Source organism: Pseudomonas sp. HMSC066A08 (genome assembly GCF_001813025.1).
Classification (GTDB): Bacteria; Pseudomonadota; Gammaproteobacteria; order Pseudomonadales; family Pseudomonadaceae; genus Pseudomonas; species Pseudomonas aeruginosa.
Genome location: NZ_KV811305.1, coordinates 84,357 through 109,085 on the forward strand (window position 1 = coordinate 84,357; position 24,729 = coordinate 109,085).

Annotated in this window: 21 protein-coding genes, 3 tRNA genes and 2 pseudogenes; 23 read left to right on the forward strand and 3 right to left on the reverse strand. The window is 67.7% G+C overall.

The window, feature by feature from the left end; all coding sequences use genetic code 11:
• The 12 genes and pseudogenes from xcpR to HMPREF2886_RS16715 all read left to right on the forward strand — a co-directional run.
• Window positions 1-533: pseudogene (xcpR, locus tag HMPREF2886_RS16660) on the forward strand (GspE family T2SS ATPase variant XcpR); the annotation flags it as partial.
• Window positions 533-1,750: a GspF family T2SS innner membrane protein variant XcpS gene (gene xcpS, locus HMPREF2886_RS16665; RefSeq protein ID WP_003091376.1), complete on the forward strand. Its 1,218-nt coding sequence runs from the start codon at window positions 533-535 to the stop codon at window positions 1,748-1,750. The pseudogene xcpR and the gene xcpS, both read left to right, overlap by 1 nt.
• A 4-nt stretch (window positions 1,751-1,754) precedes the next feature.
• A complete protein-coding gene (xcpT, locus tag HMPREF2886_RS16670; protein WP_003119751.1) occupies window positions 1,755-2,201 on the forward strand; it encodes a GspG family T2SS major pseudopilin variant XcpT in 447 nt (148 codons plus the stop codon).
• A 6-nt stretch (window positions 2,202-2,207) separates the two neighbouring features.
• A complete protein-coding gene (xcpU, locus tag HMPREF2886_RS16675) occupies window positions 2,208-2,726 on the forward strand; it encodes a GspH family T2SS minor pseudopilin variant XcpU (RefSeq protein ID WP_039028300.1) in 519 nt (172 codons plus the stop codon).
• On the forward strand, window positions 2,723-3,112 hold the full coding sequence (gene xcpV / locus HMPREF2886_RS16680; RefSeq protein WP_003103528.1) for a GspI family T2SS minor pseudopilin variant XcpV: 390 nt from the start codon (window positions 2,723-2,725) through the stop codon (window positions 3,110-3,112). The genes xcpU and xcpV overlap by 4 nt, the downstream gene beginning before the upstream one ends.
• A complete protein-coding gene (gene xcpW, locus HMPREF2886_RS16685) occupies window positions 3,109-3,822 on the forward strand; it encodes a GspJ family T2SS minor pseudopilin variant XcpW (RefSeq protein ID WP_033975884.1) in 714 nt (237 codons plus the stop codon). The genes xcpV and xcpW overlap by 4 nt, the downstream gene beginning before the upstream one ends.
• The gene (gene xcpX, locus HMPREF2886_RS16690; RefSeq protein WP_003119753.1) at window positions 3,819-4,820 is read left to right on the forward strand and encodes a GspK family T2SS minor pseudopilin variant XcpX; all 1,002 of its coding nucleotides are present in this window, start codon (window positions 3,819-3,821) and stop codon (window positions 4,818-4,820) included. The genes xcpW and xcpX overlap by 4 nt, the downstream gene beginning before the upstream one ends.
• A complete protein-coding gene (gene xcpY, locus HMPREF2886_RS16695; protein WP_033968124.1) occupies window positions 4,817-5,965 on the forward strand; it encodes a GspL family type II secretion system protein XcpY in 1,149 nt (382 codons plus the stop codon). The genes xcpX and xcpY overlap by 4 nt, the downstream gene beginning before the upstream one ends.
• A 1-nt stretch (window position 5,966) precedes the next feature.
• A complete protein-coding gene (gene xcpZ, locus HMPREF2886_RS16700; protein ID WP_003091369.1) occupies window positions 5,967-6,491 on the forward strand; it encodes a GspM family type II secretion system protein XcpZ in 525 nt (174 codons plus the stop codon).
• A gap of 138 nt (window positions 6,492-6,629) precedes the next feature.
• Window positions 6,630-6,705 (forward strand) — tRNA-Val (locus tag HMPREF2886_RS16705).
• Between the two features lie 16 nt (window positions 6,706-6,721).
• Window positions 6,722-6,798, forward strand: a tRNA-Asp gene (locus tag HMPREF2886_RS16710).
• Window positions 6,799-6,912: 114 nt separating this feature from the next.
• Window positions 6,913-6,989: transfer RNA gene (locus tag HMPREF2886_RS16715), tRNA-Asp, on the forward strand.
• Between the two features lie 287 nt (window positions 6,990-7,276).
• Here HMPREF2886_RS16715 and HMPREF2886_RS16720 read toward each other — a convergent pair.
• The gene (locus HMPREF2886_RS16720) at window positions 7,277-8,314 is read right to left on the reverse strand and encodes an AraC family transcriptional regulator (protein WP_012613883.1); all 1,038 of its coding nucleotides are present in this window, start codon (window positions 8,312-8,314) and stop codon (window positions 7,277-7,279) included.
• Window positions 8,311-9,429, reverse strand: coding sequence for a carbon-nitrogen hydrolase family protein (locus HMPREF2886_RS16725; protein ID WP_033968123.1), 1,119 nt, complete (start codon window positions 9,427-9,429; stop codon window positions 8,311-8,313). The genes HMPREF2886_RS16720 and HMPREF2886_RS16725 overlap by 4 nt, the downstream gene beginning before the upstream one ends.
• A 214-nt stretch (window positions 9,430-9,643) precedes the next feature.
• Here HMPREF2886_RS16725 and HMPREF2886_RS16730 point away from each other — a divergent pair, with 214 nt between their 5' ends.
• From HMPREF2886_RS16730 to HMPREF2886_RS16740, 3 genes are all read left to right on the forward strand, one after another.
• Window positions 9,644-11,683 carry an NADPH-dependent 2,4-dienoyl-CoA reductase gene (locus tag HMPREF2886_RS16730; protein ID WP_033975889.1) on the forward strand — a complete coding sequence of 680 codons (2,040 nt, stop codon included), beginning with the start codon at window positions 9,644-9,646 and terminating at the stop codon, window positions 11,681-11,683.
• Between the two features lie 336 nt (window positions 11,684-12,019).
• Window positions 12,020-13,459: a chromosome partitioning protein ParA gene (locus HMPREF2886_RS16735; protein ID WP_073648889.1), complete on the forward strand. Its 1,440-nt coding sequence runs from the start codon at window positions 12,020-12,022 to the stop codon at window positions 13,457-13,459.
• Between the two features lie 37 nt (window positions 13,460-13,496).
• On the forward strand, window positions 13,497-14,396 hold the full coding sequence (locus HMPREF2886_RS16740; RefSeq protein ID WP_049239344.1) for a 1-aminocyclopropane-1-carboxylate deaminase/D-cysteine desulfhydrase: 900 nt from the start codon (window positions 13,497-13,499) through the stop codon (window positions 14,394-14,396).
• Here HMPREF2886_RS16740 and HMPREF2886_RS16745 read toward each other — a convergent pair whose 3' ends face one another.
• On the reverse strand, window positions 14,397-15,362 hold the full coding sequence (locus HMPREF2886_RS16745) for a DUF1853 family protein (RefSeq protein WP_057388377.1): 966 nt from the start codon (window positions 15,360-15,362) through the stop codon (window positions 14,397-14,399).
• A gap of 124 nt (window positions 15,363-15,486) precedes the next feature.
• On the opposite strand from HMPREF2886_RS16745, the gene HMPREF2886_RS16750 reads away from it, so the two are divergent.
• The 8 genes and pseudogenes from HMPREF2886_RS16750 to HMPREF2886_RS16785 form a co-directional block, all read left to right on the forward strand.
• A complete protein-coding gene (locus HMPREF2886_RS16750; RefSeq protein ID WP_003091343.1) occupies window positions 15,487-16,374 on the forward strand; it encodes an NAD(+) kinase in 888 nt (295 codons plus the stop codon).
• Window positions 16,374-17,354: a metallophosphoesterase gene (locus HMPREF2886_RS16755; RefSeq protein ID WP_058179053.1), complete on the forward strand. Its 981-nt coding sequence runs from the start codon at window positions 16,374-16,376 to the stop codon at window positions 17,352-17,354. The genes HMPREF2886_RS16750 and HMPREF2886_RS16755 overlap by 1 nt, the downstream gene beginning before the upstream one ends.
• Window positions 17,351-18,211, forward strand: coding sequence for a rhomboid family intramembrane serine protease (locus HMPREF2886_RS16760; protein ID WP_033968117.1), 861 nt, complete (start codon window positions 17,351-17,353; stop codon window positions 18,209-18,211). Before HMPREF2886_RS16755 ends, HMPREF2886_RS16760 begins: the two co-directional genes overlap by 4 nt.
• 83 nt (window positions 18,212-18,294) lie before the next feature.
• Window positions 18,295-18,558: a YeaC family protein gene (locus HMPREF2886_RS16765; RefSeq protein ID WP_003104989.1), complete on the forward strand. Its 264-nt coding sequence runs from the start codon at window positions 18,295-18,297 to the stop codon at window positions 18,556-18,558.
• A complete protein-coding gene (locus HMPREF2886_RS16770; RefSeq protein ID WP_033968116.1) occupies window positions 18,558-19,391 on the forward strand; it encodes a DUF2797 domain-containing protein in 834 nt (277 codons plus the stop codon). The genes HMPREF2886_RS16765 and HMPREF2886_RS16770 overlap by 1 nt, the downstream gene beginning before the upstream one ends.
• 18 nt (window positions 19,392-19,409) lie before the next feature.
• Window positions 19,410-22,067 (forward strand): aminopeptidase N, encoded by a 2,658-nt coding sequence (gene pepN / locus HMPREF2886_RS16775; protein ID WP_070747874.1) that lies wholly within the window; start codon window positions 19,410-19,412, stop codon window positions 22,065-22,067.
• A 445-nt stretch (window positions 22,068-22,512) separates the two neighbouring features.
• On the forward strand, window positions 22,513-24,477 hold the full coding sequence (locus HMPREF2886_RS16780) for a DUF1302 domain-containing protein (protein ID WP_033968114.1): 1,965 nt from the start codon (window positions 22,513-22,515) through the stop codon (window positions 24,475-24,477).
• Between the two features lie 58 nt (window positions 24,478-24,535).
• Window positions 24,536-24,729: pseudogene (locus tag HMPREF2886_RS16785) on the forward strand (DUF1329 domain-containing protein); the annotation flags it as partial.

Genomic DNA, 24,729 nt, shown 5'->3' on the forward strand with positions numbered 1-24,729 from the left:
CGGACGTGGTGATGGTCGGCGAGATCCGCGACCGGGAGACCGCCGAGATCGCGGTGCAGGCTTCGCTGACCGGCCACCTGGTGCTCTCGACCCTGCACACCAACAGCGCCATCGGCGCGATCACCCGCCTGGTAGACATGGGCATCGAGCCGTTCCTGCTGTCCTCCTCCATGCTTGGCGTGCTGGCCCAGCGCCTGGTGCGGGTGCTCTGCCCGGCGTGCAAGGAGCCCTACCGCGCCGACGAGGCCGAGTGCGCGCTGCTCGGCGTCGATCCCGCCGCGCCGCCGACCCTGCATCGCGCCCGCGGCTGCGGCGAGTGCCACCAGCATGGCTATCGCGGACGTACCGGTATCTATGAACTGGTGGTGTTCGACGACCACATGCGCTCGCTGATCCACAACGAATCCTCCGAGCAGGAAATGACCCGGCATGCCCGCACCAGCGGACCGAGCATCCGCGACGACGGTCGGCGCAAGGTGCTGGAAGGCGTCACCACGGTCGAGGAAGTCCTGCGCGTGACCCGGGAAGAATAATGGCCGCCTTCGAATACCTCGCCCTCGACCCCAGCGGTCGCCAGCAGAAGGGCGTGCTGGAGGCGGACAGCGCGCGCCAGGTCCGCCAGTTGCTGCGCGAGCGCCAATTGGCGCCGCTCGACGTGAAGCCCACCCGTACCCGTGAGCAGAGCGGGCAGGGCGGGCGCCTGACGTTCGCCCGCGGACTGTCCGCGCGCGACCTGGCATTGGTGACCCGGCAACTGGCGACCCTGGTCCAGGCCGCGTTGCCGATCGAGGAGGCGCTGCGCGCCGCGGCGGCGCAGTCCACCTCGCAGCGCATCCAGTCGATGCTTCTCGCGGTGCGCGCCAAGGTCCTCGAAGGCCATAGCCTGGCCGGCAGCCTGCGCGAGTTTCCCACCGCCTTTCCCGAGCTGTACCGGGCGACGGTGGCTGCCGGCGAGCATGCCGGGCACCTCGGCCCGGTGCTGGAGCAACTTGCCGACTACACCGAGCAGCGCCAGCAGTCGCGGCAGAAGATCCAGCTGGCGCTGCTCTATCCGGTGATCCTGATGGTCGCTTCGCTGGCCATCGTCGGCTTTCTGCTGGGCTACGTGGTGCCCGACGTGGTCCGGGTGTTCATCGACAGCGGGCAGACCCTGCCGCTGTTGACCCGTGTGCTGATCGGCGTCAGTGACTGGGTCAAGGCCTGGGGCGCGCTGGCCTTCGTTGCGGCGATCGGCGGCGTGATCGGCTTCCGCTACGCGCTGCGCAAGGATGCCTTTCGCGAGCGCTGGCATGGCTTCCTGCTGCGCGTGCCGCTGGTCGGTCGACTGGTGCGTTCCACCGACACCGCGCGCTTCGCCTCGACCCTGGCGATCCTCACCCGCAGCGGCGTGCCGCTGGTGGAGGCGCTGGCGATCGCCGCCGAGGTGATCGCCAACCGGATCATCCGCAACGAAGTGGTCAAGGCCGCGCAGAAGGTCCGCGAGGGCGCCAGCCTGACCCGCTCGCTGGAAGCCACCGGGCAGTTCCCGCCGATGATGCTGCACATGATCGCCAGCGGCGAGCGCTCCGGCGAGCTGGACCAGATGCTGGCGCGCACCGCGCGCAACCAGGAGAACGACCTGGCGGCGCAGATCGGCCTGATGGTCGGCCTGTTCGAACCGTTCATGCTGATATTCATGGGCGCGGTGGTGCTGGTCATCGTCCTTGCCATTCTTCTTCCGATCCTTTCTCTCAACCAACTCGTGGGGTAATCGCGTGAATCAGAGCCGCCCATTGCAGCGTCGCCAACAGTCGGGCTTCACCCTGATCGAAATCATGGTCGTGGTGGTCATCCTCGGTATCCTCGCCGCCCTGGTTGTGCCGCAGGTGATGAGCCGTCCCGACCAGGCCAAGGTCACCGTGGCCAAGGGCGACATCAAGGCCATCGCTGCCGCGCTGGACATGTACAAGCTGGACAACTTCGCCTATCCGAGCACCCAGCAGGGCCTCGAGGCGCTGGTGAAGAAGCCCACCGGCAATCCGCAGCCGAAGAACTGGAACAAGGACGGCTACCTGAAGAAGCTGCCGGTCGATCCGTGGGGCAATCCCTACCAGTACCTGGCGCCGGGCACCAAGGGCCCGTTCGACCTGTATTCGCTGGGCGCCGACGGCAAGGAAGGTGGCAGCGACAACGACGCCGACATCGGTAACTGGGACAACTGACCGGACATGCGGGCTTCGCGCGGCTTCACCCTCATCGAGCTGATGGTGGTGATGGTCATCATCAGCGTACTGATCGGCCTGGCGGTGCTCAGCACCGGCTTCGCCAGCACCTCGCGGGAGCTGGACAGCGAGGCCGAGCGGCTCGCCGGGCTGATCGGCGTGCTGACCGACGAGGCCGTGCTGGACAACCGCGAGTACGGCCTGCGCCTGGAGCGCGATGCCTACCAGGTACTGCGCTACGACGAAGCGAAGGCGCGCTGGTTGCCGTTGGCGCGCGACAGCCACCGCCTGCCGGAGTGGGCGGAGCTGACCTTCGAGCTGGACGGCCAGCCGCTGGTGCTGGCCGGCAGCAAGGGTGAGAAGGAGCAGAAGAAAGGTACCGACCAGCCGCAATTGCTGATCCTCTCCAGTGGCGAACTCAGCCCGTTCCGCCTGCGCCTGGCCGAGCGCGGACCCGAGGGGCGGGCGTTGTCGCTGAGCAGCGACGGTTTCCGCCTGCCACGGGTCGAGGTGGCGCGGCGATGAAGCGTGCGCGCGGTTTCACCCTGCTGGAAGTGCTGGTGGCCCTGGCGATCTTCGCCATGGTCGCGGCCAGCGTGCTCAGTGCCAGCGCGCGCAGCCTGCAGAACGCCTCGCGGCTGGAAGACAAGACCCTGGCGATGTGGATCGCCGACAACCGTCTCAACGAATTGCAACTGGAACAGACGCCGCCCTCCAGTGGCCGCAACCAGGGTGAATTGGAGTTCGCCGGGCGTCGCTGGGAGTGGCGCACCCAGGTCGACAGCACCGCCGAGCAGGATATGCGGCGGGTGATCGTCTGGGTCGCGGCGAAGCCCCTCGGCCGCGAGCGTGGCAGCATCGAGGAGCGCGCCGCGGCGCGCCTCGTCGGTTTCCTCGGGAGCCAGCCATGAGGCTACAGCGGGGCTTCACCCTGCTCGAGCTGCTGATCGCCATCGCCATTTTCGCCCTGCTGGCCCTGGCCACCTACCGCATGTTCGACAGCGTGATGCAGACCGACCAGGCGACTCGCGTGCAGGAGCAGCGTATGCGCGAGCTGGTGCGGGCGATGGGCGCGCTGGAGCGCGACCTGACCCAGGCGGTCGAGCGTCCGGTACGCGACGAACTGGGCGATAACCGTGGCGCCTTCCTCAGCGAGGGCGAGAACGACCGGATCGTCGAATTCACCCGTGGCGGCTGGCGCAACCCGCTCGGCCAGGCGCGCTCGCGCCTGCAGCGGGTGCGCTGGTCGCTGTCCGGGGAGACCCTCGAACGCCGCTACTGGCTGGTTCTGGACCGCGCCCAGGACAGCAAGCCACGGGTGCAGCAGGTGCTGGACGGGGTTACCGCGCTGAGCTGGCGCTTCCTCGACAAGGAGCACAACTGGCAGGGCCACTGGCCGACCGACGAAGGCAGCGAGGAGGAGCGCCTGGAAAGCCTGCCGCTGGCGGTGGAGATGACCCTGGAGCACCGCCACTATGGCAAGCTGGTGCGCGTCTGGCGTCTGCTCGATGCGCCGCTCAAGCAGGACCAGCCGCAGGGCCAGCCGGGCGGCGAGAATGGCGAGAACGGCGAGGGCGGAGTGCCGCAGCCGCCGGAAGGCATGCCGGGGGCGCCGGAATGAGGCGCGGGCAGAACGGCGTCGCGCTGATCACCGTGCTGCTGGTGGTGGCGGTGGTGACCATCGTCTGCGCCGGGCTGATCATCCGCCAGCAGTTGGCGATACGCAGCAGCGCCAACCAATTGCACGTGCGCCAGGCCTGGCACTATGCGCTGGGCGGCGAACGCCTGGCGGAAGCGGTGCTGCGCCGCGACCTGCGCCAGGGCGGCGAGAATACCCGCGAGCCGGTGGACCACCTGGGCGAGGCCTGGGCGCGACCGATGACGCCGTTCAAGCTGGACGACGGCGGCGAGCTGCGGGTGCGGATCGAGGACCCCAGCGGGCGTTTCAACCTCAACGGACTGGTGCGCAAGCGCAAGGTCAAGCCGGATTCGGTGAAGCAGTTCCGTCGCCTGCTGGCCACCCTGGGCATGAAGGAAGAGATCGTCCAAGGCTTGCCGGACCGGCTGGCCGACTGGCTCGACGCCGACCAGAATCCGCAGGGCGAACAAGGCGCCGAGGACAACCAGTACCTGCTGGAGGCGCCGGCCTACCGCGCCGCCAACCGCAGTTTCAAGGACGTGTCCGAGCTGCGCCTGCTGAAATTGTCGGAAGCCGACTATCGACGCCTGCTGCCGTTCGTCAGCGCCTTGCCCGAAGATGCGCCGCTGAACGTGAACACCGCCAGCGTGCCGGTGCTGGCCGCCATGTTCGAGATCGATCCGGGACAGGCGGAAAACATCGTGGCGGCTCGTGGGCGAGAAGGCTTCCAGGAGAAGACTGAGTTCAGTAAGCACCTGAACGAGTTGGGATCAAAGGCGAGTAACGTCAACTTTGCCGTCGGCACCCGCTACTTCCAGGTGATCAGCGAGGTCAGCCTGGGCGACCGCCGGCAGGTGCTGGTGAGTACCTTGCAGCGGGGCAAGGACGGCAAGATACGCGTGATGGCCCGCGATATGGGACAGGGCGGCCTGCCCATCCCGTCGACGGGCGGCGACGATTGGAAGAAGGACGAGCGATGAGTGGAGTGAGTGCGCTGTTCCTGCCGCCCGCCGGTACGGCGGGGGCCGATGGGGAACTGGCGGTATGGTGGGTGCAGGACGGCGAGTGCCGGCGCGCGCCGTTCGCCCAGGCGCTGGCGGAGATTCGCGCGCCCTGGCGGCTGTACCTGCCGGTGGAGGCGGTGACCGCCTGCGCGGTGAACCTGCCTACGCAGAAGGCGCGCTGGTTGCGCCAGTCGCTGCCGTTCGCGGTGGAGGAACAACTGGCCGACGATGTCGAGCAGATGCACCTTGCCCTTGGTCCGGCGCTGGCCGACGGCCGCCACCGGGTATTCGCCGTGCAGCGCACCTGGCTCGCCGCCTGGCTGGCTCTGGCCGAGGGCGCGGGCAAGGCGCCGGCTTCGCTGCATGTCGATGCCGATTGCCTGCCGGGCGAGGGCAGTTGCCTGTTCTGGCTGGAAGAGCGCTGGCTGCTCGGCGGCAGCGGCGCCGTACGCCTGGCCTGCGGCAGCGAGGATTGGCCGGTACTGCGCGACAGTTGCCCGCCGCCGCAGCGGGCCTTCGCCGCGCAGGAGGTGGCGCCCCCGGAAGGGGTGGCAGTCCAGCCCCTGGCGGGCAATCCGCACGTCTGGCTGAGCGAGCAGCCGCTGGGCACCGACCTGGCCCAGGCCGAGTTCGCCGCGCGCCAGCAGAGCAGCCAGTGGCGCCGCTGGCGGCCGCTGCTGGGGTTGGTCGGGCTGTGGCTGGTGTTGCAATGGGGCTTCACCCTGGTCCAGGCCTGGCAGTTGCAGCGCGAAGGCGACCGCTACGCGGCGCAGAGCGCAGAACTCTACCGCCAGCTGTTTCCCGAGGACCGCAAGCTGATCAACCTGCGCGCGCAGTTCGACCAGCACCTGGCCGACAGCGCCAGCAGCGGTGGCGAGGGCCAGTTGCTCGGCCTGCTTGGCCAGGCCGCCACGGTGATCGGCGGCGAACCGACGGTGAGCGTCGAGCAATTGGACTTCAGCGCCGCTCGCGGTGACGTCGCCCTTCAGGTGCGGGCTCCCGGTTTCGACGTGCTGGAACGGCTGCGTTCGCGTCTCAGCGAGTCCGGGCTGGCGGTGCAACTGGGCTCGGCCAGCCGCGATGGCTCGACGGTCAGTGCGCGCCTGGTGATAGGAGGTTGAGATGAAGGTGATGACGCAATTCCACGAGCGCCTCAGGGCCCAGGCGGAAACCTCGCAGCTGGCGATCCGCTGGCGCGGGCTGCCGGCGCGGGACCGCCTGGCGCTGCTCTGGCTCGGCGCGTTCCTCCTGCTGGTGGTGCTCTACCTGGCGCTGTGGCGCCCGGCCGAGCGCCATTTGCAGTCGGCGCGGCAGTACTTCACCGAACAGCGCGCGCTGCATGCCTACATCCAGCAGCAGGCGCCCAACGTGCGCCAGGCCGATGCCGCGGCGCCGCAGGCGCAGATCGACCCGGCGGCGCTGCAGGGCATGGTCACGGCTTCGGCGGCCCAGGCCGGACTGAGTGTCGAGCGCCTCGACAACGAAGGCGAGGGCGCCGTGCAGGTGGCCCTGCAGCCGGCGCCATTCGCCAAGCTGCTGCCCTGGCTGGAGCAGTTGAACGGGCAGGGCGTGCAGGTGGCGGAGGCCGGCCTGGACCGCCAGGTCGACGGCCGGGTCTCGGCGCGCCTGAGCCTGCGGGTCGAGTGAGCGGCCCGTGGCTGGGGCCGGCATGGGCCCCGGCGCCGACCGTGGCGACAGGCGATCACCGAAATTTCAAAAAAAATTCAATCAGGGCATTGACTTAGGTTTTTCGGTCGGTAGAATGCGCCCCACTTCGAGAGTGAAGGGTGATTAGCTCAGCTGGGAGAGCATCTGCCTTACAAGCAGAGGGTCGGCGGTTCGATCCCGTCATCACCCACCAATCTCGCAAGTTACGCGCAGCGGTAGTTCAGTCGGTTAGAATACCGGCCTGTCACGCCGGGGGTCGCGGGTTCGAGTCCCGTCCGCTGCGCCATTCACTTCCCCTCCCGAGTTCACCACCCCGAACTCGCCGTCTTCCGCTAGAAGGCGGGCAGCCTGGCTGCAACGAGTGGAAGTCGCTTTACCGGGCATCTTGCCCAGCCGACGCGCAGCGGTAGTTCAGTCGGTTAGAATACCGGCCTGTCACGCCGGGGGTCGCGGGTTCGAGTCCCGTCCGCTGCGCCATACATCTTCACCACGCCGAGGCGGGGTGAGCCACGAAGAAAGCGGCCATTGGCCGCTTTCTTCGTTTCCGTCGTCCCCTGCGTCTTCCGTTTTCTCCTTGTTTGCCGGATTTCCTGCTCCGTCGGTCCGCGCGCGGTAATCCCGCTGTCATCTTCCTCGTCTACAGCTGTAAGACACAGACGAACGAAAGGTGATCCGCGATGGACGACTACCAGGAAGAACTGCTGGAGCAGCATGCCGCCGAATGCGACCTGCCGGAGCCGGCGGACGACGCCACCGAGATGTGATCAGGCGCTCTGTCGCTGGGCGCGGCGGAATTCGCCGGGCGTCTGCCCGCTCCAGCGCTTGAAGGCGCGCTGGAAGGCTTCCGCCGAGGCGAAGCCGAGCAGGTAGGCGATTTCGCCGAAAGCCAGGTCGGTCTCGCGGATGTAGACCATCGCCAGGTCGCGGCGGGTGTCGTTGAGGATGCTGCGGAACTGCGTGCCTTCCTCGGCCAGCTTGCGCCGCAGGGTCCAGGTCGGCAACTTGAGGCGCGCGGCGATTTCCTCGAGGTCCGGCTCGCGGCCATTGAGCATCGGCCCCAGCAGGCGGCTGACGCGCTCGCGCCAACTGCGGGTGCGGGTCAACTGCTCCAGTTCGCGATTGCAGAGTTCCAGCATCTGGTTCCAGGTGCTCGGACAGTGCTCTGCGTTCGCCAGGGCCAGGCTGGCCTGGCTCAGGCGCAACTGGTTGGTCGGCGCGCCGAATTCCACCGGGCAGCCGAAGAATGCCTCGTAGCGCTCGGCCCAAGGCGGCGCTGGATATTCGATCTCCACTCGCTCCGCTTTCAACGGCTGCCTTGCCAGGGCGCCGAGATGGCTGATCCAGCCCGCCAGCACCGAATCGACGACGAAGCGGTTGTAGGCGTTGTAGGGGCTGATCGAATAGAAGCGCAGCCAGGCGCCGCCGGCGTCTTCCACCAGGCTCGACTGGCCCCGGTAGTTCTGCGCGTAAAGCGGTTCCAGATGAATCATCGCCCGCGCGGCGGCGCGCAGGTTGGGCGCCTGGGCGACGCTGACGCCGGCCAGGCCCATCTGTCCGAGACGGCTCAGGCGGCCCATCTGCAGGCCAAGGGCGGGGTCGCCGCTGAGCTGGATGGCAGCGTGGCCGAGACGCATGTAGCGGGGGATCGACAGGCGCGCCCCGGGTTCGGCCAGGCGCCGCTGGTCGAGCCCGTACTGTTCGAGCAGCGGCGCGGGCTCGACGCCGGCGGCGAGCAGGGCATCGGCCAGCGCCTGGACGAAGCCGACCGAGAGGTCGCCGAGGCGAACCCGGGGCGCGCTCATAGCCAGAGATTGACCAGTTGCGCACCGCCGCCGGGATTGGCCTGGCGCATGCCCTGCGCCGAGCCGAGCAGGCTCTGGCCGTCTTCGGTGACGTTCCACAGGCGGCTATGGGCGAAGGCTACGGCGGCGCCGCGCGCACCGCTGGCCAGCAGGCGCTCGCCGACCGCCAGGCGCTGCCAGGCCTCGGCGTTGCTCAGGCTGTTCGGCGCCAGGCGCACGTCGCCGGGAACCAGCTCGGCATCGAAGCCGGGCCAGGGCTGCTGCCAGCGACCGCTCTGGTTCAGGGCGGCGGGGATCGCCAGCAGTTCGACGCGCTGTTCGACCAGGGTGGCGTAGGTGTCCGGGTACCAGCTGTCGGTGCCGATCAGCACGCCCAGGCGTCCCGCCGGCGTATCCAGCACCTGCAGGCGCTCGCCGCGACCGTTGTTGAGGTAGCTCAGTTCGTGGCGGGTCGGGAACACCTTGCGTTGCGGCTGGCCGAGCGGCCGGCCGTCGGGACCGAAGGTCAGGCTGACGTTGTACAGCTGGCCGGTGCCGGGACGCAGCTCGCCGTCCTCGACCTCGGGGTCGGGCAGGACGATGGAGCCGGCGACCACCGTCACCTTGAAATCATGGGCGAGCCCGCCGAACAGGGTCTGGTAGTCGTGGGCCATGTCCACCGCCTTCATCCGGAACAGGGTGTCGGTGAGACGCTGTTCGCCGCGCGCGGTGATCCAGCCGCGCGCCACCTTCAGCGGGTTGCTCGCGGCCATCCAGTCCATCGCCGTGGGCCAGTCGGCGGCGGCATAGACCTCGGGCTTCTCGCCGCTGGCCACCAGCCAGGTGCCGACATGCTCGGGGAACACCACCACCGTGCGCTCGTTGAGCAGGCCCTGGCGGCGGGCATTTTCCAGGTAGGCGTGGAATTTCAGCTGCAACCGTTCGGCGCTCTGGTAGTCCGGCGTGAACAGTTCCGGCTGGACCGCCAGCAGGTTGCCGCGCTCGCCGGGCTGGCCCTGGACCACGCTGACCTGGCTGCGCAGGTCGGACAGGTAGTGGCCTACCGGGCGGCGTTCGGCCCAGCCGGCGTAGGCGGCGAAGAGGGTGATCAGGATCAGGAAGATCAGCTTGCGCATGCGGGTCTCCAAGGCAGCCCACAGGGTAGGGGAGTGGCGTCGGCTTGCCAAGCATCCCTGTGCATTCCGATCAGTAACTTGTCATTTAGGATCATTGAGCGCTCCGGTGGCGCTCCTTAGAGTCGTCGCCATACCGACCGCTGCCCGTCCCGCGCATTGCGCCCGAGGCCGCGGCATATCCGTGAACGCGTTTCGCCCGATGTGGAGACCCCCGATGACCGCCGCCGTTCCCTATCCGCACCTGCTCGCCCCGCTGGACCTCGGCTTCACCACCCTGCGCAACCGCACCCTGATGGGGTCCATGCACACCGGCCTGGAAGAGAAGCCGCAGGGCTTCGAGCGCATGGCGGCGTACTTCGCCGAACGCGCCCGCGGTGGCGTCGGCCTGATGGTCACCGGCGGCATCGGCCCGAACGAGGAGGGCGGCGTGTATTCCGGCGCGGCCAAGCTGAGCACGCCGGAAGAGGCGGAGAAGCACAGGATCGTGACCCAGGCGGTGCATGAGGCGGGTGGCAAGATCTGCATGCAGATCCTGCATGCCGGCCGCTACGCCTACAGCCCGAAGCAGGTGGCGCCGAGCGCGATCCAGGCGCCGATCAATCCGTTCAAGCCCAAGGAACTCGACGAGGAAGGCATCGAGAAGCAGATCGCCGACTTCGTCAACTGCGCCAGCCTGGCCCAGGTCGCCGGCTACGACGGCGTCGAGATCATGGGATCGGAAGGCTACTTCATCAACCAGTTCCTCGTGCGGCACACCAACCAGCGCACCGACCGCTGGGGCGGCAGCTACGAGAACCGCATGCGCCTGCCGGTGGAGATCGTCCGCCGGGTGCGCGAGGCGGTGGGGCCGAACTTCATCATCATCTATCGCCTGTCCATGCTCGACCTGGTCGAGGGCGGCAGCAGCTGGGACGAGATCGTGCTGCTGGCGAAGGCCGTCGAGAAGGCCGGCGCGACCCTGATCAATACCGGCATCGGTTGGCACGAGGCGCGTATCCCGACCATCGCCACCAAGGTGCCGCGCGCGGCCTTCACCAAGGTCACCGCCAAGCTGCGCGGCGAGGTCGGCATCCCGCTGATCACCACCAACCGCATCAACACTCCCGAGGTGGCGGAGAAGGTCCTGGCCGAGGGCGATGCCGACATGGTCTCCATGGCCCGGCCGTTCCTCGCCGACCCGGATTTCGTCAACAAGGCCGCCGCCGGCCACGCCGAACGGATCAACACCTGTATCGGCTGCAACCAGGCCTGCCTCGACCACACCTTCGGCGGCAAGCTGACCAGTTGCCTGGTCAACCCGCGCGCCTGCCACGAAACCGAGCTGAACTACATCCCCACCACCAGGCCGAAGAAGATCGCCGTGGTCGGCGCCGGTCCGGCCGGCCTGGCCGCCGCCACCGTGGCCGCCGAGCGTGGGCACCGGGTCAGCCTGTTCGACGCCGCCGGCGAGATCGGCGGGCAGTTCAACGTGGCCAAGCGGGTTCCCGGCAAGGAAGAGTTCCACGAGACCCTGCGCTACTTCCGCAACAAGCTGGAGAGCACCGGTGTCGAACTGCACCTGAACCGCCGGGTCGACGTGGACGACCTGGTCGCGGGCGGTTATGACGAGATCGTCCTCGCCACCGGCATCGTTCCGCGCACGCCGGCGATCCCCGGTATCGAGCATCCGAAGGTGATCAGCTACCTGGATGCGATCCTCGAGCGCAAGCCGGTGGGTGGCAAGGTGGCGGTGATCGGCGCCGGCGGCATCGGCTTCGACGTCTCCGAATTCATCACCCATGCCGGTCCGTCCACCAGCCTGGAGCGCGAGGCGTTCTGGAAGGAGTGGGGGATCGATACCCGCCTGGAGGCCCGCGGCGGCATCGCCGGGGTCAAGGCCGAGGTGCATCCGGCGGCGCGCCAGGTGTTTCTCCTGCAACGCAAGAAGAGCAAGGTCGGCGACGGCCTCGGCAAGACCACCGGCTGGATCCATCGCGCCGGCCTGAAGAACAAGCAGGTGCAGATGGTGAATGCCGTGGAGTATCTCGGGATCGACGACGCCGGCCTGCATATCCGTGTCGCCGAGGGCGAGCCGCAGGTGCTGCCGGTGGATACCGTGATCGTCTGCGCCGGCCAGGACCCGCTGCGCGAGTTGCAGGACGGCCTGCTGGCGGCCGGCCAGAGCGTGCACCTGATCGGTGGCGCCGACGTCGCCGCCGAGCTGGATGCCAAGCGCGCCATCAACCAGGGTTCGCGCCTGGCCGCCGAACTCTGAGAACCTTTCCGCGATCTGTTGCGTAGCGGAGAAACTGCGTTGAAAACGGCTTTTCTCCAGCTCGCACAGGTTCTGCGTATCGCCCCTGTCCGCGCTCGTCGGCGCGGCGGGGCGCTGCGCACCGGTTCGGTGAACGGTGGCGCTCTGCCACGGTGATCTCCGTCCGCTCAAAACCCGACCGCTTCACAATTTCCCCTACCGCTCGGCGGGCCGTCCGGCATCGCCCGGGTGTCTGCCAACCCAGTCACATTGCCCGCGACATTTTTTCCCCTAGACTTGCCCGAACAACGAGATAGCGCCTGTTTTTCAGGTGACATGCCAGATGGGTACTGCCGGATGCGGGCCGCCTCGCCAGGCGTTCGAGGGTTAGCGATGAGCATGCAGAAAAAGCCACAGATGGCGGAGGCCGTGCTGTTCTTCAACGACAGCGGCGTCTGCAAGGAAATGCTGTATCCCGAATTCGAGGCGCTGCTCGATGGCCTGGTACGCATGCCGGAATACGCCGACCGGCAGATGCACCTGGCCTATGTGTTGATCAATCCGCGCCTGCAGGCGCGGGCGGCGGTGTTCTTCTATCTCGATTTCGACGAGCAGGGCGGCGCCGACACCGGCTGGAACCTGCCTCTGCGCAACCTCGCCGAACGCGCCGGACGCGGCCCCGACATGGGCGGCGGGCCGATCCGCCTGGCCTGTCGCAGCCAGTGCCCGGTGTCCTGGCACCAGATGCACCTCTGGGACCCGGAGAGCAGCGCCGGACGCAACCATTTCGTGCTCATCCGCGACGCGCTCAGGCGCAACCAGCTGGGCCTGCTGGTGGACGAAGAGCCTGCCGCGGTGGAGCCGCAGCGGCTGCAGATGGCCGCCGAAGAACAATGGTACGCCGCCGGTCCCGCCGCAGCGAAGGCGCCGCCCGCGGAGCCTCCGCGCAAGCAGGAGGACGAGCAGACGGCGCGCCTGGCGCAACTGGTCAAGCAGCAGCGGCAACAGCTCGCCGCCCTGGCCCGGCAGCAGGAGCAGCGCCTGGCCGGGCTCGCCCGGCAGCACGAAGAGGAACTGGCCAGGCGCGAACAGGACGCCCGCGGGCAACTGGACATCCTGCGCAGCGAAGTGCTCAGCCTGCAGCAGGCCCTGGAGCGCCAGGCGCGGGAGAACGCCGAGTTGCAGCAGCGTCTGCTGGAGCAGGGCGAGCAGTTCCAGCGCAACCGCGAGGAACTGACCCGGCAACTGCGTTTCATCGAGAACCAGGGGCGCAACGAGACCGACCTGCTGCGCTCGGAGTTCGCCGACGAACTGGAGGCCCGGGTGGCGGCGGCGGTGGCCGGCTACAAGGAGCAGGTCTCGATCCGCGACGTCGAACTGGCCTACCGCAATGAGCTGGACCAGCAACTGGAGCAGGAACTGGCCGAGCTGCGCGCCGAGCGCGACCGTCTGGCCGCCCAGGGGCCGGAGCAACTGCTGGAGCGTCTATCCGGCCAGGGCGTGGTATTCGTCGCCTACCATCCCGGCGCCGGGCACCTGACCATCCCCTTGCAGGACATCCCGCGTTACCAGGACAATCCGCTGGCCTACGCGGCGGCCAAGTGCTTCGTCTCCGAGAGCCAGTACCGTCAGTGGCTGGACCACTTCCAGCAGCCGCGCTGCGAGGCGCTGCTGCCTGGCGGCGAACGTTGCAACCTGCCGCTCGACCGGGTCGACAACCCGGCGCGCTTCGTCGCCGGCGACACCAACTGCTGCGCCCGGCACAAGACCACCGGGCGCCTGCGCACCGTGAGCTGACTCCTTGCCGTTTCCCCACTGGTCACCGCATACACCCTTGCAGCGTCTCGAACTCGACTGGCTGCAACGGGCCGGGGTCGAACTGGCGCTGCTGCGCCTGGACCAGGCCGATCCGCTGATCTCCGGCAACAAGGGGTTCAAGCTCGCGCCACACCTGGCGCTGGCCCGCGAGCAGGGGCTGGACGGACTGATCAGCCTCGGCGGCGCCCATTCCAACCACCTGCACGCGCTGGCCGGCGCCGGCGCGCGTTTCGGTTTCCGTTGCGTCGGCCTGTTGCGCGGACATGAAGCCGATACGCCGACGGTGCGCGACCTGCGCAGTCTCGGCATGGAACTGCACTGGCTCGGCTACGGCGGCTATCGCCAGCGGCATGTCGCCGGCTTCTGGCTTCCCTGGCGGGAACGATACCCAGGGTTGCTGCCGGTCGCCGAAGGCGGTGGCGGGCTGCTGGGCGCGCGCGGTTGCATCGGGCTGGTGGAGCGCATAGCGACCCAGTTGCCGACGCTCGGCTGGGACGATTACGACGCGATCTGGGTGGCCGCCGGTACCGGTACGACACTGGCCGGCCTGGTGCTCGGCGAGGCCGGGCGGCATCCCGTGGTGGGCGCGCTGGCGGTGCCGGAGGACCACGGCGTCGCCGCCCAGGTCGCGGCGACCCTTGCCGAGGCGGGCTGGGCCGATGCCGGCTATCGCCTGCTGGATGCCAGTCGTGGCGGTTTCGCCCGCCTCGATGGGGGGTTGGCGCGGTTCATCGTCGAGTTCGAGACGGCCAGCGGCGTCGCCCTCGAACCGCTGTACACCGGCAAGCTACTGCTCGCCCTGCGCGAGGCCGTGGAGAGCGGCGCGGTGGCTCGCGGCAGCCGGCTGGTGGCGCTGCACAGCGGAGGCCTGCAGGGCCGCCGGGCATTGCAGGAGCGTTTGCTGGCGTTGCTCTGATCAGGCATCCGCGGCCTGGCGCGCGCTACCCCACAGGCTGAGCCCCGGCGGCCAGTCGTCGCTGGCCAGGAACAGGCGCTCGGCCTCTACCCAGTAGCCGTCGCGCGGCACCACCCTTACCAGCATTTGCGGACGTGCCTCGCCGGCGAAGGCGATGTTCCAGCAGGCGCCGTCGCGCGGTGGGTCGAGCGGGTCCTGCCGCCGCATGGCCGGCGCCAGCCAGTGCTCGCGCGACAGATGCAGCCAATGCTGCCCGGCCTGCGGTCCGGCCAGGCTGGCCAGGTACGCCGGCCAGTCGCGCTGGCGGAGCCAGCGGCCACGCAGATGCCGTGGCTCGATGTCGGCGGGCAGGCTGCCCGGCCCGGGCCAGGGATGGAACAGGTAGCCGCTCAGCCACAATGCGGAAACGGCCGACTCGGCGCCATGGGCGGCCAGCACCTGGCGACCCTCGCGGGTCGCCGCCAGCGGCAACTGGTGTCGGCAGAGGTGTTCCAGCTTGCGCGACAGGCGGTCCTGGCCGCCGGGCCCGAGCCAGTCGCCGGGGCCGGACTGGGGCCCCAGGTAGAGTTTGATCGCCAGTTCCAGGTGGTGGATGCCGTCGTCGTCCCGCAGCAGCAGGTCGAGCTCGCCAAGGGTATGCCCGCCGTCGCGCACCGGCAGGTTGGCGGCGATCAGGCGCACGTCCGGGGCCTGTTCCAGGGCGAATTGCCAGAGATGTTCGTAGTACAGGCCGAGACGCTGCCGTGGCCATTGCGCGAGCCAGGCGGCGAGGTGCTGCGGCTGTCGCTCCTGTTCGCGCAACCAGGCGGCCAGGCGCTCCGGCTCCTGGCGCCAGCGGCTGGCGGCGAGCGGATGGCGCTGCGGCTCCGGGGTCCGGCACAGCAACGGCGGGGCGAGCAGGGTCCAGGCCAGGTCGCGGACGGCCGGTTGGCGCAATTCGTCGAGCAGTTCGGTCAGCAGCGTCATACCCAGAGGTTAGCCGGGTTGCGCCGTTCGCGGCGATTTCCCGCACATGCGCGGGTTTGCCGCTGTCCGCGGCTTTCGCCCATAATCCGCTCTATCCCGCCCGCCAGCTTTTCGCAGGAACCGCATGGAACCCTTTCGCAATATCGGCATCATCGGCCGCCTCGGCAGCACCCAGGTGCTGGACACTATCCGCCGGCTGAAGAAATTCCTGATCGATCGCCACCTGCATGTGATCCTCGAGGACACCATCGCCGAAGTCCTGCCCGGACACGGCCTGCAGACCTGCTCGCGGAAGATCATGGGCGAGATCTGCGACCTGGTGGTGGTGGTCGGCGGCGATGGCAGCATGCTCGGCGCGGCCCGCGCGCTGGCCCGGCACAAGGTGCCGGTGCTGGGGATCAACCGCGGCAGCCTGGGCTTCCTCACCGACATCCGCCCGGATGAACTGGAGGCCAAGGTCGGCGAGGTGCTGGACGGCCAATACATCGTCGAGAGCCGCTTCCTCCTCGATGCCCAGGTGCGTCGCGGTATCGACTCGATGGGGCAGGGCGATGCGCTCAACGACGTGGTCCTGCACCCGGGCAAGTCGACCCGGATGATCGAGTTCGAGCTGTATATCGACGGCCAGTTCGTTTGCAGCCAGAAGGCCGACGGCCTGATCGTCGCCACGCCCACCGGCTCCACCGCCTACGCGCTGTCCGCCGGTGGTCCGATCATGCATCCGAAGCTGGATGCCATCGTCATCGTGCCGATGTACCCGCACATGCTTTCCAGCCGCCCGATCGTGGTGGACGGCAACAGCGAGCTGAAGATCGTCGTGTCGCCGAACATGCAGATCTACCCGCAGGTCTCCTGCGACGGGCAGAACCATTTCACCTGCGCCCCCGGCGATACCGTGACGATCAGCAAGAAGCCGCAGAAGCTGCGCCTGATCCACCCCATCGACCACAACTACTACGAGATCTGCCGGACCAAGCTCGGCTGGGGCAGCCGCCTGGGCGGAGGCGACTGATGCAACTCGACCCCGGACGTGGCTACGACCTGATCGGCGATGTCCACGGCTGCGCGCATACCCTGGACCGCCTCCTCGACCTGCTCGGCTACCGCCTGCAGGGCGGCGTCTGGCGCCATCCGCGGCGCCAGGCGCTGTTCCTCGGCGACATCGTCGACCGCGGCCCGCGCATCCGCGAGGCCCTGCACCGGGTGCACGCGATGGTCGACGCCGGCGAGGCGCTGTGCATCATGGGCAACCACGAATTCAACGCGCTCGGCTGGAGCACCCCGGCGGCGCCCGGCAGCGGCCGCCAGTACGTCCGCGAGCATACGCCGCGGCATGCCCGGCTGATCAAGGAGACCCTCGAGCAGTTCGAGGGCCACGATGCCGACTGGCGCGACTTCCTCGGCTGGTTCCAGCAACTGCCGCTGTTCCTCGATGCCGGGCGCTTCCGCATGGTCCATGCCTGCTGGGATGGCGAGCTGATCGCGACCCTGCGCCGGCAGTTCCCCGACGGGCGGATCAGCGAAGCCTTCCTGCAGGAGTCGGCGGAGCCCGGCAGCTTCGCCGACCTGGCCTGCAACCGCCTGCTGCGCGGCACCGACATGCGCCTGCCGCACGGCGCCACCCTGACCAGCAGCGATGGCTATACGCGCGCCTTCTTCCGCACCAAGTTCTGGGTCGAGGACGAGGCGCCGCGCACCTACGGCGATATCGTCTTCCAGCCCGACGCGTTGCCCGAAGCGATCGCCCGTGAGCCGCTCAGCGAGGAGCAGAAGTCCAGCCTGCTGACCTATGGCTCCGACGAACCGCTGTTGTTCGTCGGCCACTACTGGCGACGCGGCACGCCGGCGCCGATCCGGCCGAACCTGGCCTGCCTGGACTACAGCGCGGTGATGTACGGCAAGCTGGCGGCCTACCGCCTGGATGAGGAAACCCGCCTGGACCGGCACAAGTTCGTCTGGGTCGAAGTGAAGCGGCCGGAGGCTGACGAGTGAGCGCGGTGCAGGTCCTGAAGTTTCCCCTGTCGGTCGACCTGGCCGGCTTCGTCGGCCTGCTGCGGCGTCTGAACGTGCCGCACCGGGTCAGCGAGGAATCCGGCCAGCAGGTCCTCTGGGTGCCCGACGAGCGGCTCGCCGAGCAGGTCCGCGAGTTGTACCGGCGTTATCCCGAAGGCGATCCGCAGGCGACCCTGGAGGCCGCGCCGCGACCGGCGGGACAGGGTTTCGTCCGGCAACTGCGGATGAGCCCGATGACCGCCGCGGTGTTGCTGCTGACCTTCGTCGTCGCCGCCGTCACCTACCTTGGCGACAACTTCGCGACGATGCGCTGGCTGACCTTCCAGGACTTCCGTATCCAGGGCCAGTACGCGCTGTTCACGCCGTTGGCCGAGAGCCTGGCGGCGGGTCAATGGTGGCGGCTGTTCACGCCGATGCTGATCCACTTCGGCTGGCTGCACCTGGCGATGAACGCCATGTGGTTCTGGGAGCTGGGCCGGCGCATCGAATTCCGCCAGGGCCGCCCGATGCTGCTCGGCCTGACCCTGCTGTTCGGCCTGGTGTCCAACGTGGTGCAGTACGCGGTGAGCGGCGCCAGCCTGTTCGGCGGGTTGTCCGGGGTGCTCTATGGCCTGCTCGGGCACTGCTGGATCTTCCAGTACCTGGCGCCGAACCAGGCCTATCGCCTGCCCAGGGGCGTCGTGGCGATGATGCTGATCTGGCTGCTGGTGTGCCTGTCCGGGGTGATCGACCTGCTCGGCTTCGGCTCCATCGCCAACGGCGCGCACGTTGGCGGGCTGCTGGCCGGTTGCCTCAGCGGTTTGCTGGGCGGCCTGCTGGCGCGGCGTCGCCGTTGAGCGAGGGGCTGCGGCAGCTTCGATGTGCGCCGCCGGCCCCGGCCCGGTAGAATGGCCGGTACGCCTTTTCACCGGAGCCGGCCATGTCGTCCTTCAACCAAGCGATCGAGAACATCACTCCAGAGATCTACCAGAACCTCAAGCTGGCCATCGAGATCGGCAAGTGGCCGGACGGCCGCAAGCTGACCCAGGAGCAGAAGGAACTCTGCCTGCAGGCGGTGATCGCCTGGGAGCTGCAGAACCTCCCCGAGGAGGAGCGCACCGGCTACATGGGCCCGCAGCACTGCTCCTCGCATTCCGACGAGCCGATCCCGAACATCCTGTTCAAGTCGGACTCCGTGCACTGATGGAAGAAATCGCCCGCGGCGCGCTGAGCAAGATGACGGCGCGCCTGGAAAGCAATGCGCCCGTGCAATACGCCTTCCGCCTCGACGACCGCGAAGTCGCGGTGAACCCGCTGATCGGCCGGCCGCTGCGCCTGGAGTACCTCGGCAGCATCTTCTGCACCCATTGCGGCCGCAAGACGAAGAAGAGTTTCAGCCAGGGCTATTGCTATCCCTGCTTCACCCGGCTGGCGCAGTGCGACAGTTGCATCGTCAGCCCGGAGAAGTGCCACTACGAGCAGGGCACCTGCCGTGAACCGGAGTGGGGCGAGCGGTTCTGCATGACCGATCACGTGGTGTACCTGGCCAACTCCTCCGGGGTGAAGGTCGGCATCACCCGCGCCAGCCAGATTCCCACCCGCTGGATCGACCAGGGCGCGCGCCAGGCGCTGCCGATCCTGCGCGTGGCCACCCGCCAGCAGTCCGGCCTGGTGGAAGACCTGCTGCGCAGCCAGGTCGCCGACCGCACCAATTGGCGGGCCATGCTCAAGGGCGAAGCCGAGCCGGTCGACCTGGCGGCAGTCCGCGAGCAGTTGTTCGACCAGTGCGCCGACGGCCTGCGCGAATTGCAGCAACGTTTCGGCCTGCAGGCGATCCAACCGGTTACCGACCTCGATCCGCTCGAGATCGCCTACCCGGTCGAGGCCTATCCGAGCAAGGTCGCCAGCCTCGACCTGGAAAAAACGCCTATCGTCGAAGGCACGCTTCGCGGTATCAAGGGCCAGTACCTGATCCTCGACACCGGGGTGATCAACATTCGCAAATACACGGCCTACCAGATCGCCGTGCATCACTGAGTAGAAGGGCCACAAGCCATGCGCACCGAGCAACCGAAAGTCATCCACCTCAAGGACTATCAGGCGCCGGACTACCTGATCGACGAGACCCACCTGAAGTTCGAACTGTTCGAAGACCACAGCCTGGTACACGCCGAGCTGAAGCTGCGGCGCAACCCCGAGCGCGGCGCCGGCCTGCCGCCGCTGCTGCTGCATGGGCAGCAACTGGAGCTGCTGGCGCTTGAACTGGACGGCCAGGCGCTCGGCGCGGAGGACTACCAGCTGGACGACGAGCAGCTCGCGGTGCAACCGCGGCAGGCCGAGTTCGTCCTCAGGAGCACGGTGCGTATCCATCCGGAGAGCAACACCGCGCTGGAAGGCCTGTACAAGTCCGGCAAGATGTTCTGCACCCAGTGCGAGGCCGAGGGTTTCCGCAAGATCACCTATTACCTCGACCGTCCCGACGTGATGAGTCGCTTCACCACCACCGTCAGCGCCGAACAGCAGCGCTACCCGGTGCTGCTCTCCAACGGCAACCCGGTGGCCAGCGGTTCCGAAGGCAACGGCCGGCACTGGGCGACCTGGGAAGACCCGTTCAGGAAGCCGGCCTACCTGTTCGCCCTGGTCGCCGGCGACCTCTGGTGCGTCGAGGACAGCTTCCGCACCATGAGCCAGCGCGACGTGGCGCTGCGCATCTACGTCGAGCCGGAGAACATCGACAAGGTCCAGCACGCCATGGACAGCCTGAAGAAGTCGATGCGCTGGGACGAGGAGGTCTACGGCCGCGAGTACGACCTGGACATCTTCATGATCGTCGCGGTCAACGACTTCAACATGGGCGCGATGGAGAACAAGGGCCTCAACATCTTCAACTCCAGTTGCGTCCTGGCCCGCGCCGAAACCGCCACCGACGCCGCCCACCAGCGGGTCGAGGGCGTGGTGGCGCATGAGTATTTCCACAACTGGTCGGGCAACCGGGTGACCTGCCGCGACTGGTTCCAGCTGTCGCTCAAGGAAGGCTTCACCGTATTCCGCGACTCGGAGTTCTCCGCCGACATGAACTCGCGCACGGTCAAGCGCGTCGAGGACGTCGCCTTCCTGCGCACCAACCAGTTCGCCGAGGACGCCGGGCCGATGGCGCATCCGGTGCGCCCCGACTCGTTCATCGAGATTTCCAACTTCTACACCCTGACCGTCTACGAGAAGGGCTCGGAAGTGGTGCGGATGATCCACACCCTGCTCGGCGCCGAAGGCTTCCGCAAGGGCTCGGACCTGTACTTCCAGCGCCACGACGGCCAGGCGGTGACCTGCGACGATTTCGTCAAGGCCATGGAAGACGCCAATGGCGTCGACCTGACCCAGTTCAAGCGCTGGTACAGCCAGTCCGGCACTCCGCGCCTGGCGGTGGAAGGCGAGTACGACGCCGCCGCCCGCCGCTACACCCTGACGGTGCGCCAGAGCTGCCCGCCGACTCCCGGCCAGCCGAGCAAGGAACCCTTCGTCATCCCGCTGGAACTGGGCCTGCTCGATGGCCAGGGCAACGAACTTCCGCTGCGCCTGGAGGGCGAGGCCGCGGCCCAGGGCGGCAACCGCGTGCTGGCGGTGACCGAGGCCGAGCAGCGCTTCGTCTTCGTCGAGGTGCCGGAGCAGCCGCTGCCATCGCTGCTGCGCGGCTTCTCCGCGCCGGTGAAACTGAGCTTCCCCTACAGCCGCGACCAGTTGCTGTTCCTCATGCAGCACGACAGCGACGGCTTCAACCGCTGGGAGGCCGGCCAACAGCTCTCGGTGCAGGTCCTGCAGGAGCTGATCGGCCAGCACCAGCGCGGCGAGCAACTGGTACTCGACCCGCGCCTGATCGAGGCCTACCGCACCCTCCTGGCGGACGAGGCGCTGGACCAGGCGATGGTCGCCGAGATGCTCTCGCTGCCCAGCGAGGCTTATCTCACCGAGATCAGCGAAGTCGCCGATGTCGACGCGATCCATGCCGCCCGCGAATTCGCCCGCCAGCGTATCGGCGAAGCGCTGTTCGAGCCGCTGTGGCAGCGTTACCAGGCCAACCGCAAGATTTCCCGCGACACCGCCTACCTCGCCGAGGCCTCGCACATAGCCCGGCGCAGCCTGCAGAACATCGCGCTGTCCTACCTGTCGCTGTCGGGCCGGGAGGAAATCCTCGCCGCCTGCCTGGAGCAGTACGAAGGCTGCGACAACATGACCGAGCGCCTGACCGCCCTGGCGGTGCTGGTCAATTCCGGCTTCGAGGCGGAGAAGGGCAAGGCCCTGGCCATGTTCGCCGATTACTTCAAGGATGACCCGCTGGTGATGGACCAGTGGTTCAGCGTGCAGGCCGGCTCGCCGCTGCCGGGCGGGCTGGAGCGGGTCCAGGCGCTGATGCAGCACCCGGCCTTCACCCTGAAGAACCCGAACAAGGTGCGCGCGCTGATCGGCGCGTTCGCCAACCAGAACCTGGTCAACTTCCATCGTCCTGACGGCGCCGGCTATCGCTTCCTCGCCGACCAGGTGATCGTGCTCAACGCACTCAACCCGCAGATCGCCTCGCGCCTGCTGGTGCCACTGACCCGCTGGCGCAAGTACGACGAGGCGCGGCAGGCGCTGATGCGCGGCGAGCTGGAACGCATCCTGGCCTCTGGCGAATTGTCCAGCGACGTCTACGAAGTGGTGAGCAAGAGCCTGGCCTGATCCGCCAGCTTCACCCGGAAGAGGGTGTTACTGGCCACTGGCTGGTAACGCCCTTTGTTACTTCTGGGAATCGCTTCACTGTTTTCCATTGATGGAGTCCGCTTAATCGTGTTTCGCGAACCTCCCTGCGCAGGCTCTGCGAAGGGACTTTTCGCGCCACCGGCGAAATTCGCCTGGCGCGTTTTGTCGGACACTTCCTGTTTTCTGGTCAGTGAATGAACAGTCATCCCGCAGGAAGTCCTGTTTTTTCGCAATCCATTGAATTGCCTGGAGGATTCCGTTGAATTGGCATCCCGGTTGCACTGCCTCGTCGCGCGGTTCCCTTTCGTCGATGCTAGGCCGGTGACGCCGCGACCACCCATAACAAGGCCGCAGAGAAACGGCCGAACGGCGAACCGCCCGCAGTGGCGGCGCCCAACGCATGACCACATGGAGTGAGTTCCCGATGTACATCCCCAACCGCCAGCCCCGGCTGCGCTCCGCGCCGGCCCGGGCCGGCTTCGCCTTCGCCGGGCTGCTGCCGCTGCTGGGCGGCCAGGCCCAGGCCGTCGAATTCAGTTTCCTCGACAACGAGGTGTCCGGTTCGCTCGATACCACCCTGTCCTACGGCACCCTGTGGCGGGTGCAGGGGCAGGACAAGAGCAACAACGACATCAACACCAACGACGGCAACCGCAACTTCGATACCGGCCTGGTTTCCGAGGTCTACAAGATCACCTCGGACCTGGAGGCGACCTGGCGCAACTATGGTGTGTTCATCCGCGGCACGGCGTTCTATGACACCCAGATCATGGACAAGCGCAACGACTACTACAGCCACAACGATCCATCGCAGCCGAGCCAGAGCTATCCCCACGACGACCGTTTCACCAGCCAGACCCGCGACATCGCCGGGCACAAGGTGGAAATCCTCGATGCCTACGTCTACGGCAGCTGGGACATCGGCAACATGCCGCTGAGCGCGCGTTTCGGCCGCCAGGTATTCAACTGGGGCGAGGGCATCTTCTACCGCGGCGGGGTCAACACCACCAACCCGGTGGACGCCGCCAAGTACCGCCTGCCCGGTTCCGAGCTCAAGGAAGTGCTGATGCCGGTGGAAGCGCTGAGCTTCAACATCGGCCTGACCGACAACCTGTCGATGGAAACCTTCTACCAGTGGAACTGGAAGGAAACCCGCCTCGACCCGGTCGGCACCTACTTCTCCGAGACCGACCTGTTCGCCGACGGCGGCAACACCGGCTACAGCGACTTCACCGGCACCGCGCTGGACACCCCGGTGCCCGGCTTCGGCAACGTCATCGGCCTGTACCAGGCGCTGGGCAACAATCCGCTGCTCAGCGGCGCGCTGAAGAACACCGGCCTCTATGCCAACGGCGTGACCCCGGCCTACGGCAACGTGATGAAGGTGTCGTCCATCGGCAAGGACCTCAACGCGCGCAACGACGGCCAGTTCGGCGTGGCCTTCCGCTACATCGCCGAGGAACTGAACAGCACCGAGTTCGGCTTCTACTTCGTCAACTACCACTCCAAGGAGCCGACCCTGTACGCCGACATCGGCGACTATGCCGGGGCCGACCTGGCGGCGCTGGCCAATACCCTGCGGCCGATCGCCGGCAACCTCGCCGAAGCCCTGGCCAACGGCCTGGTGACCGCCGACGTGATGGGCAACATCAATGCCCGCCGCGAGTTCGCCGAAGACATCCGCATGTACGGCTTCAGCTTCAACACCACGGTGGGAGACGCCTCGGTGTTCGGCGAGCTGGCCTATCGGCCGAACCTGCCGATCGGCATCGCCGCCACCAACGACCTGATCGGCGACCTCGCCCACGGTGCGGCGGAAGCCGCCAACGGCGGGCAGATCAACGTCGGCGGGCAGATGGTCGGCCTCGGCGGGCAGATCCACAACTACGAGCGGGTCGAGGCGTTCAACACCTCCCTCGGGACCATCTACAACTTCGGCCCGTCGCTGAGCTTCGACTCGTTGACAGGCGTCGCCGAGCTGGCTTCGGAACACCTGCGCGGCAGCAGCCTGAAGTACACCGCCTACGACGGCAGCACCCGCTACTACGCCGGGCGCGGCAACAACTCGTACGTTTCCGGCGGCGACCGTGGCGACCAGGTGAACCGCAACGCCTACGGCTACACCCTGCTGCTCAGCGGCACCTGGAACGACGTGTTCGCCGGGGTCAACGTGTCGCCCTACGTGGTCTACAAGGACGACTTCGAAGGCAACTCCTACCAGACCGGCAACTTCATCGAAGGTCGCAAGGCCTACACCCTGGGGATCAAGGCCACCTACCTGAACAGCCTGGAAGGCGAACTGCAGTACACCGAGTTCTACGGCGGCGGACAGAACAACAACATCCGCGACCGCGACAACATCGGCCTGACCGTCAAGTACTCCTTCTGACCGAACCGATAACGACACGGGCGCCGCGAGCGCCCGGCACCTCACACGGAGAACCCTCATGTTGAACAAGCACCTGCTGATCGGCGCTTCCCTGGCGCTGGCACTGGGCAGCGGCGGCGCGCTGGCCGGCGTTTCCGCCGGCGAGGCGGCGCAACTGAAGTCGAGCCTCACCCCGCTGGGCGCGGAGAAGGCCGGCAACGCCGCCGGCAGCATTCCCGCCTGGACCGGCGGCATCACCCAGGCGCCGGCCGG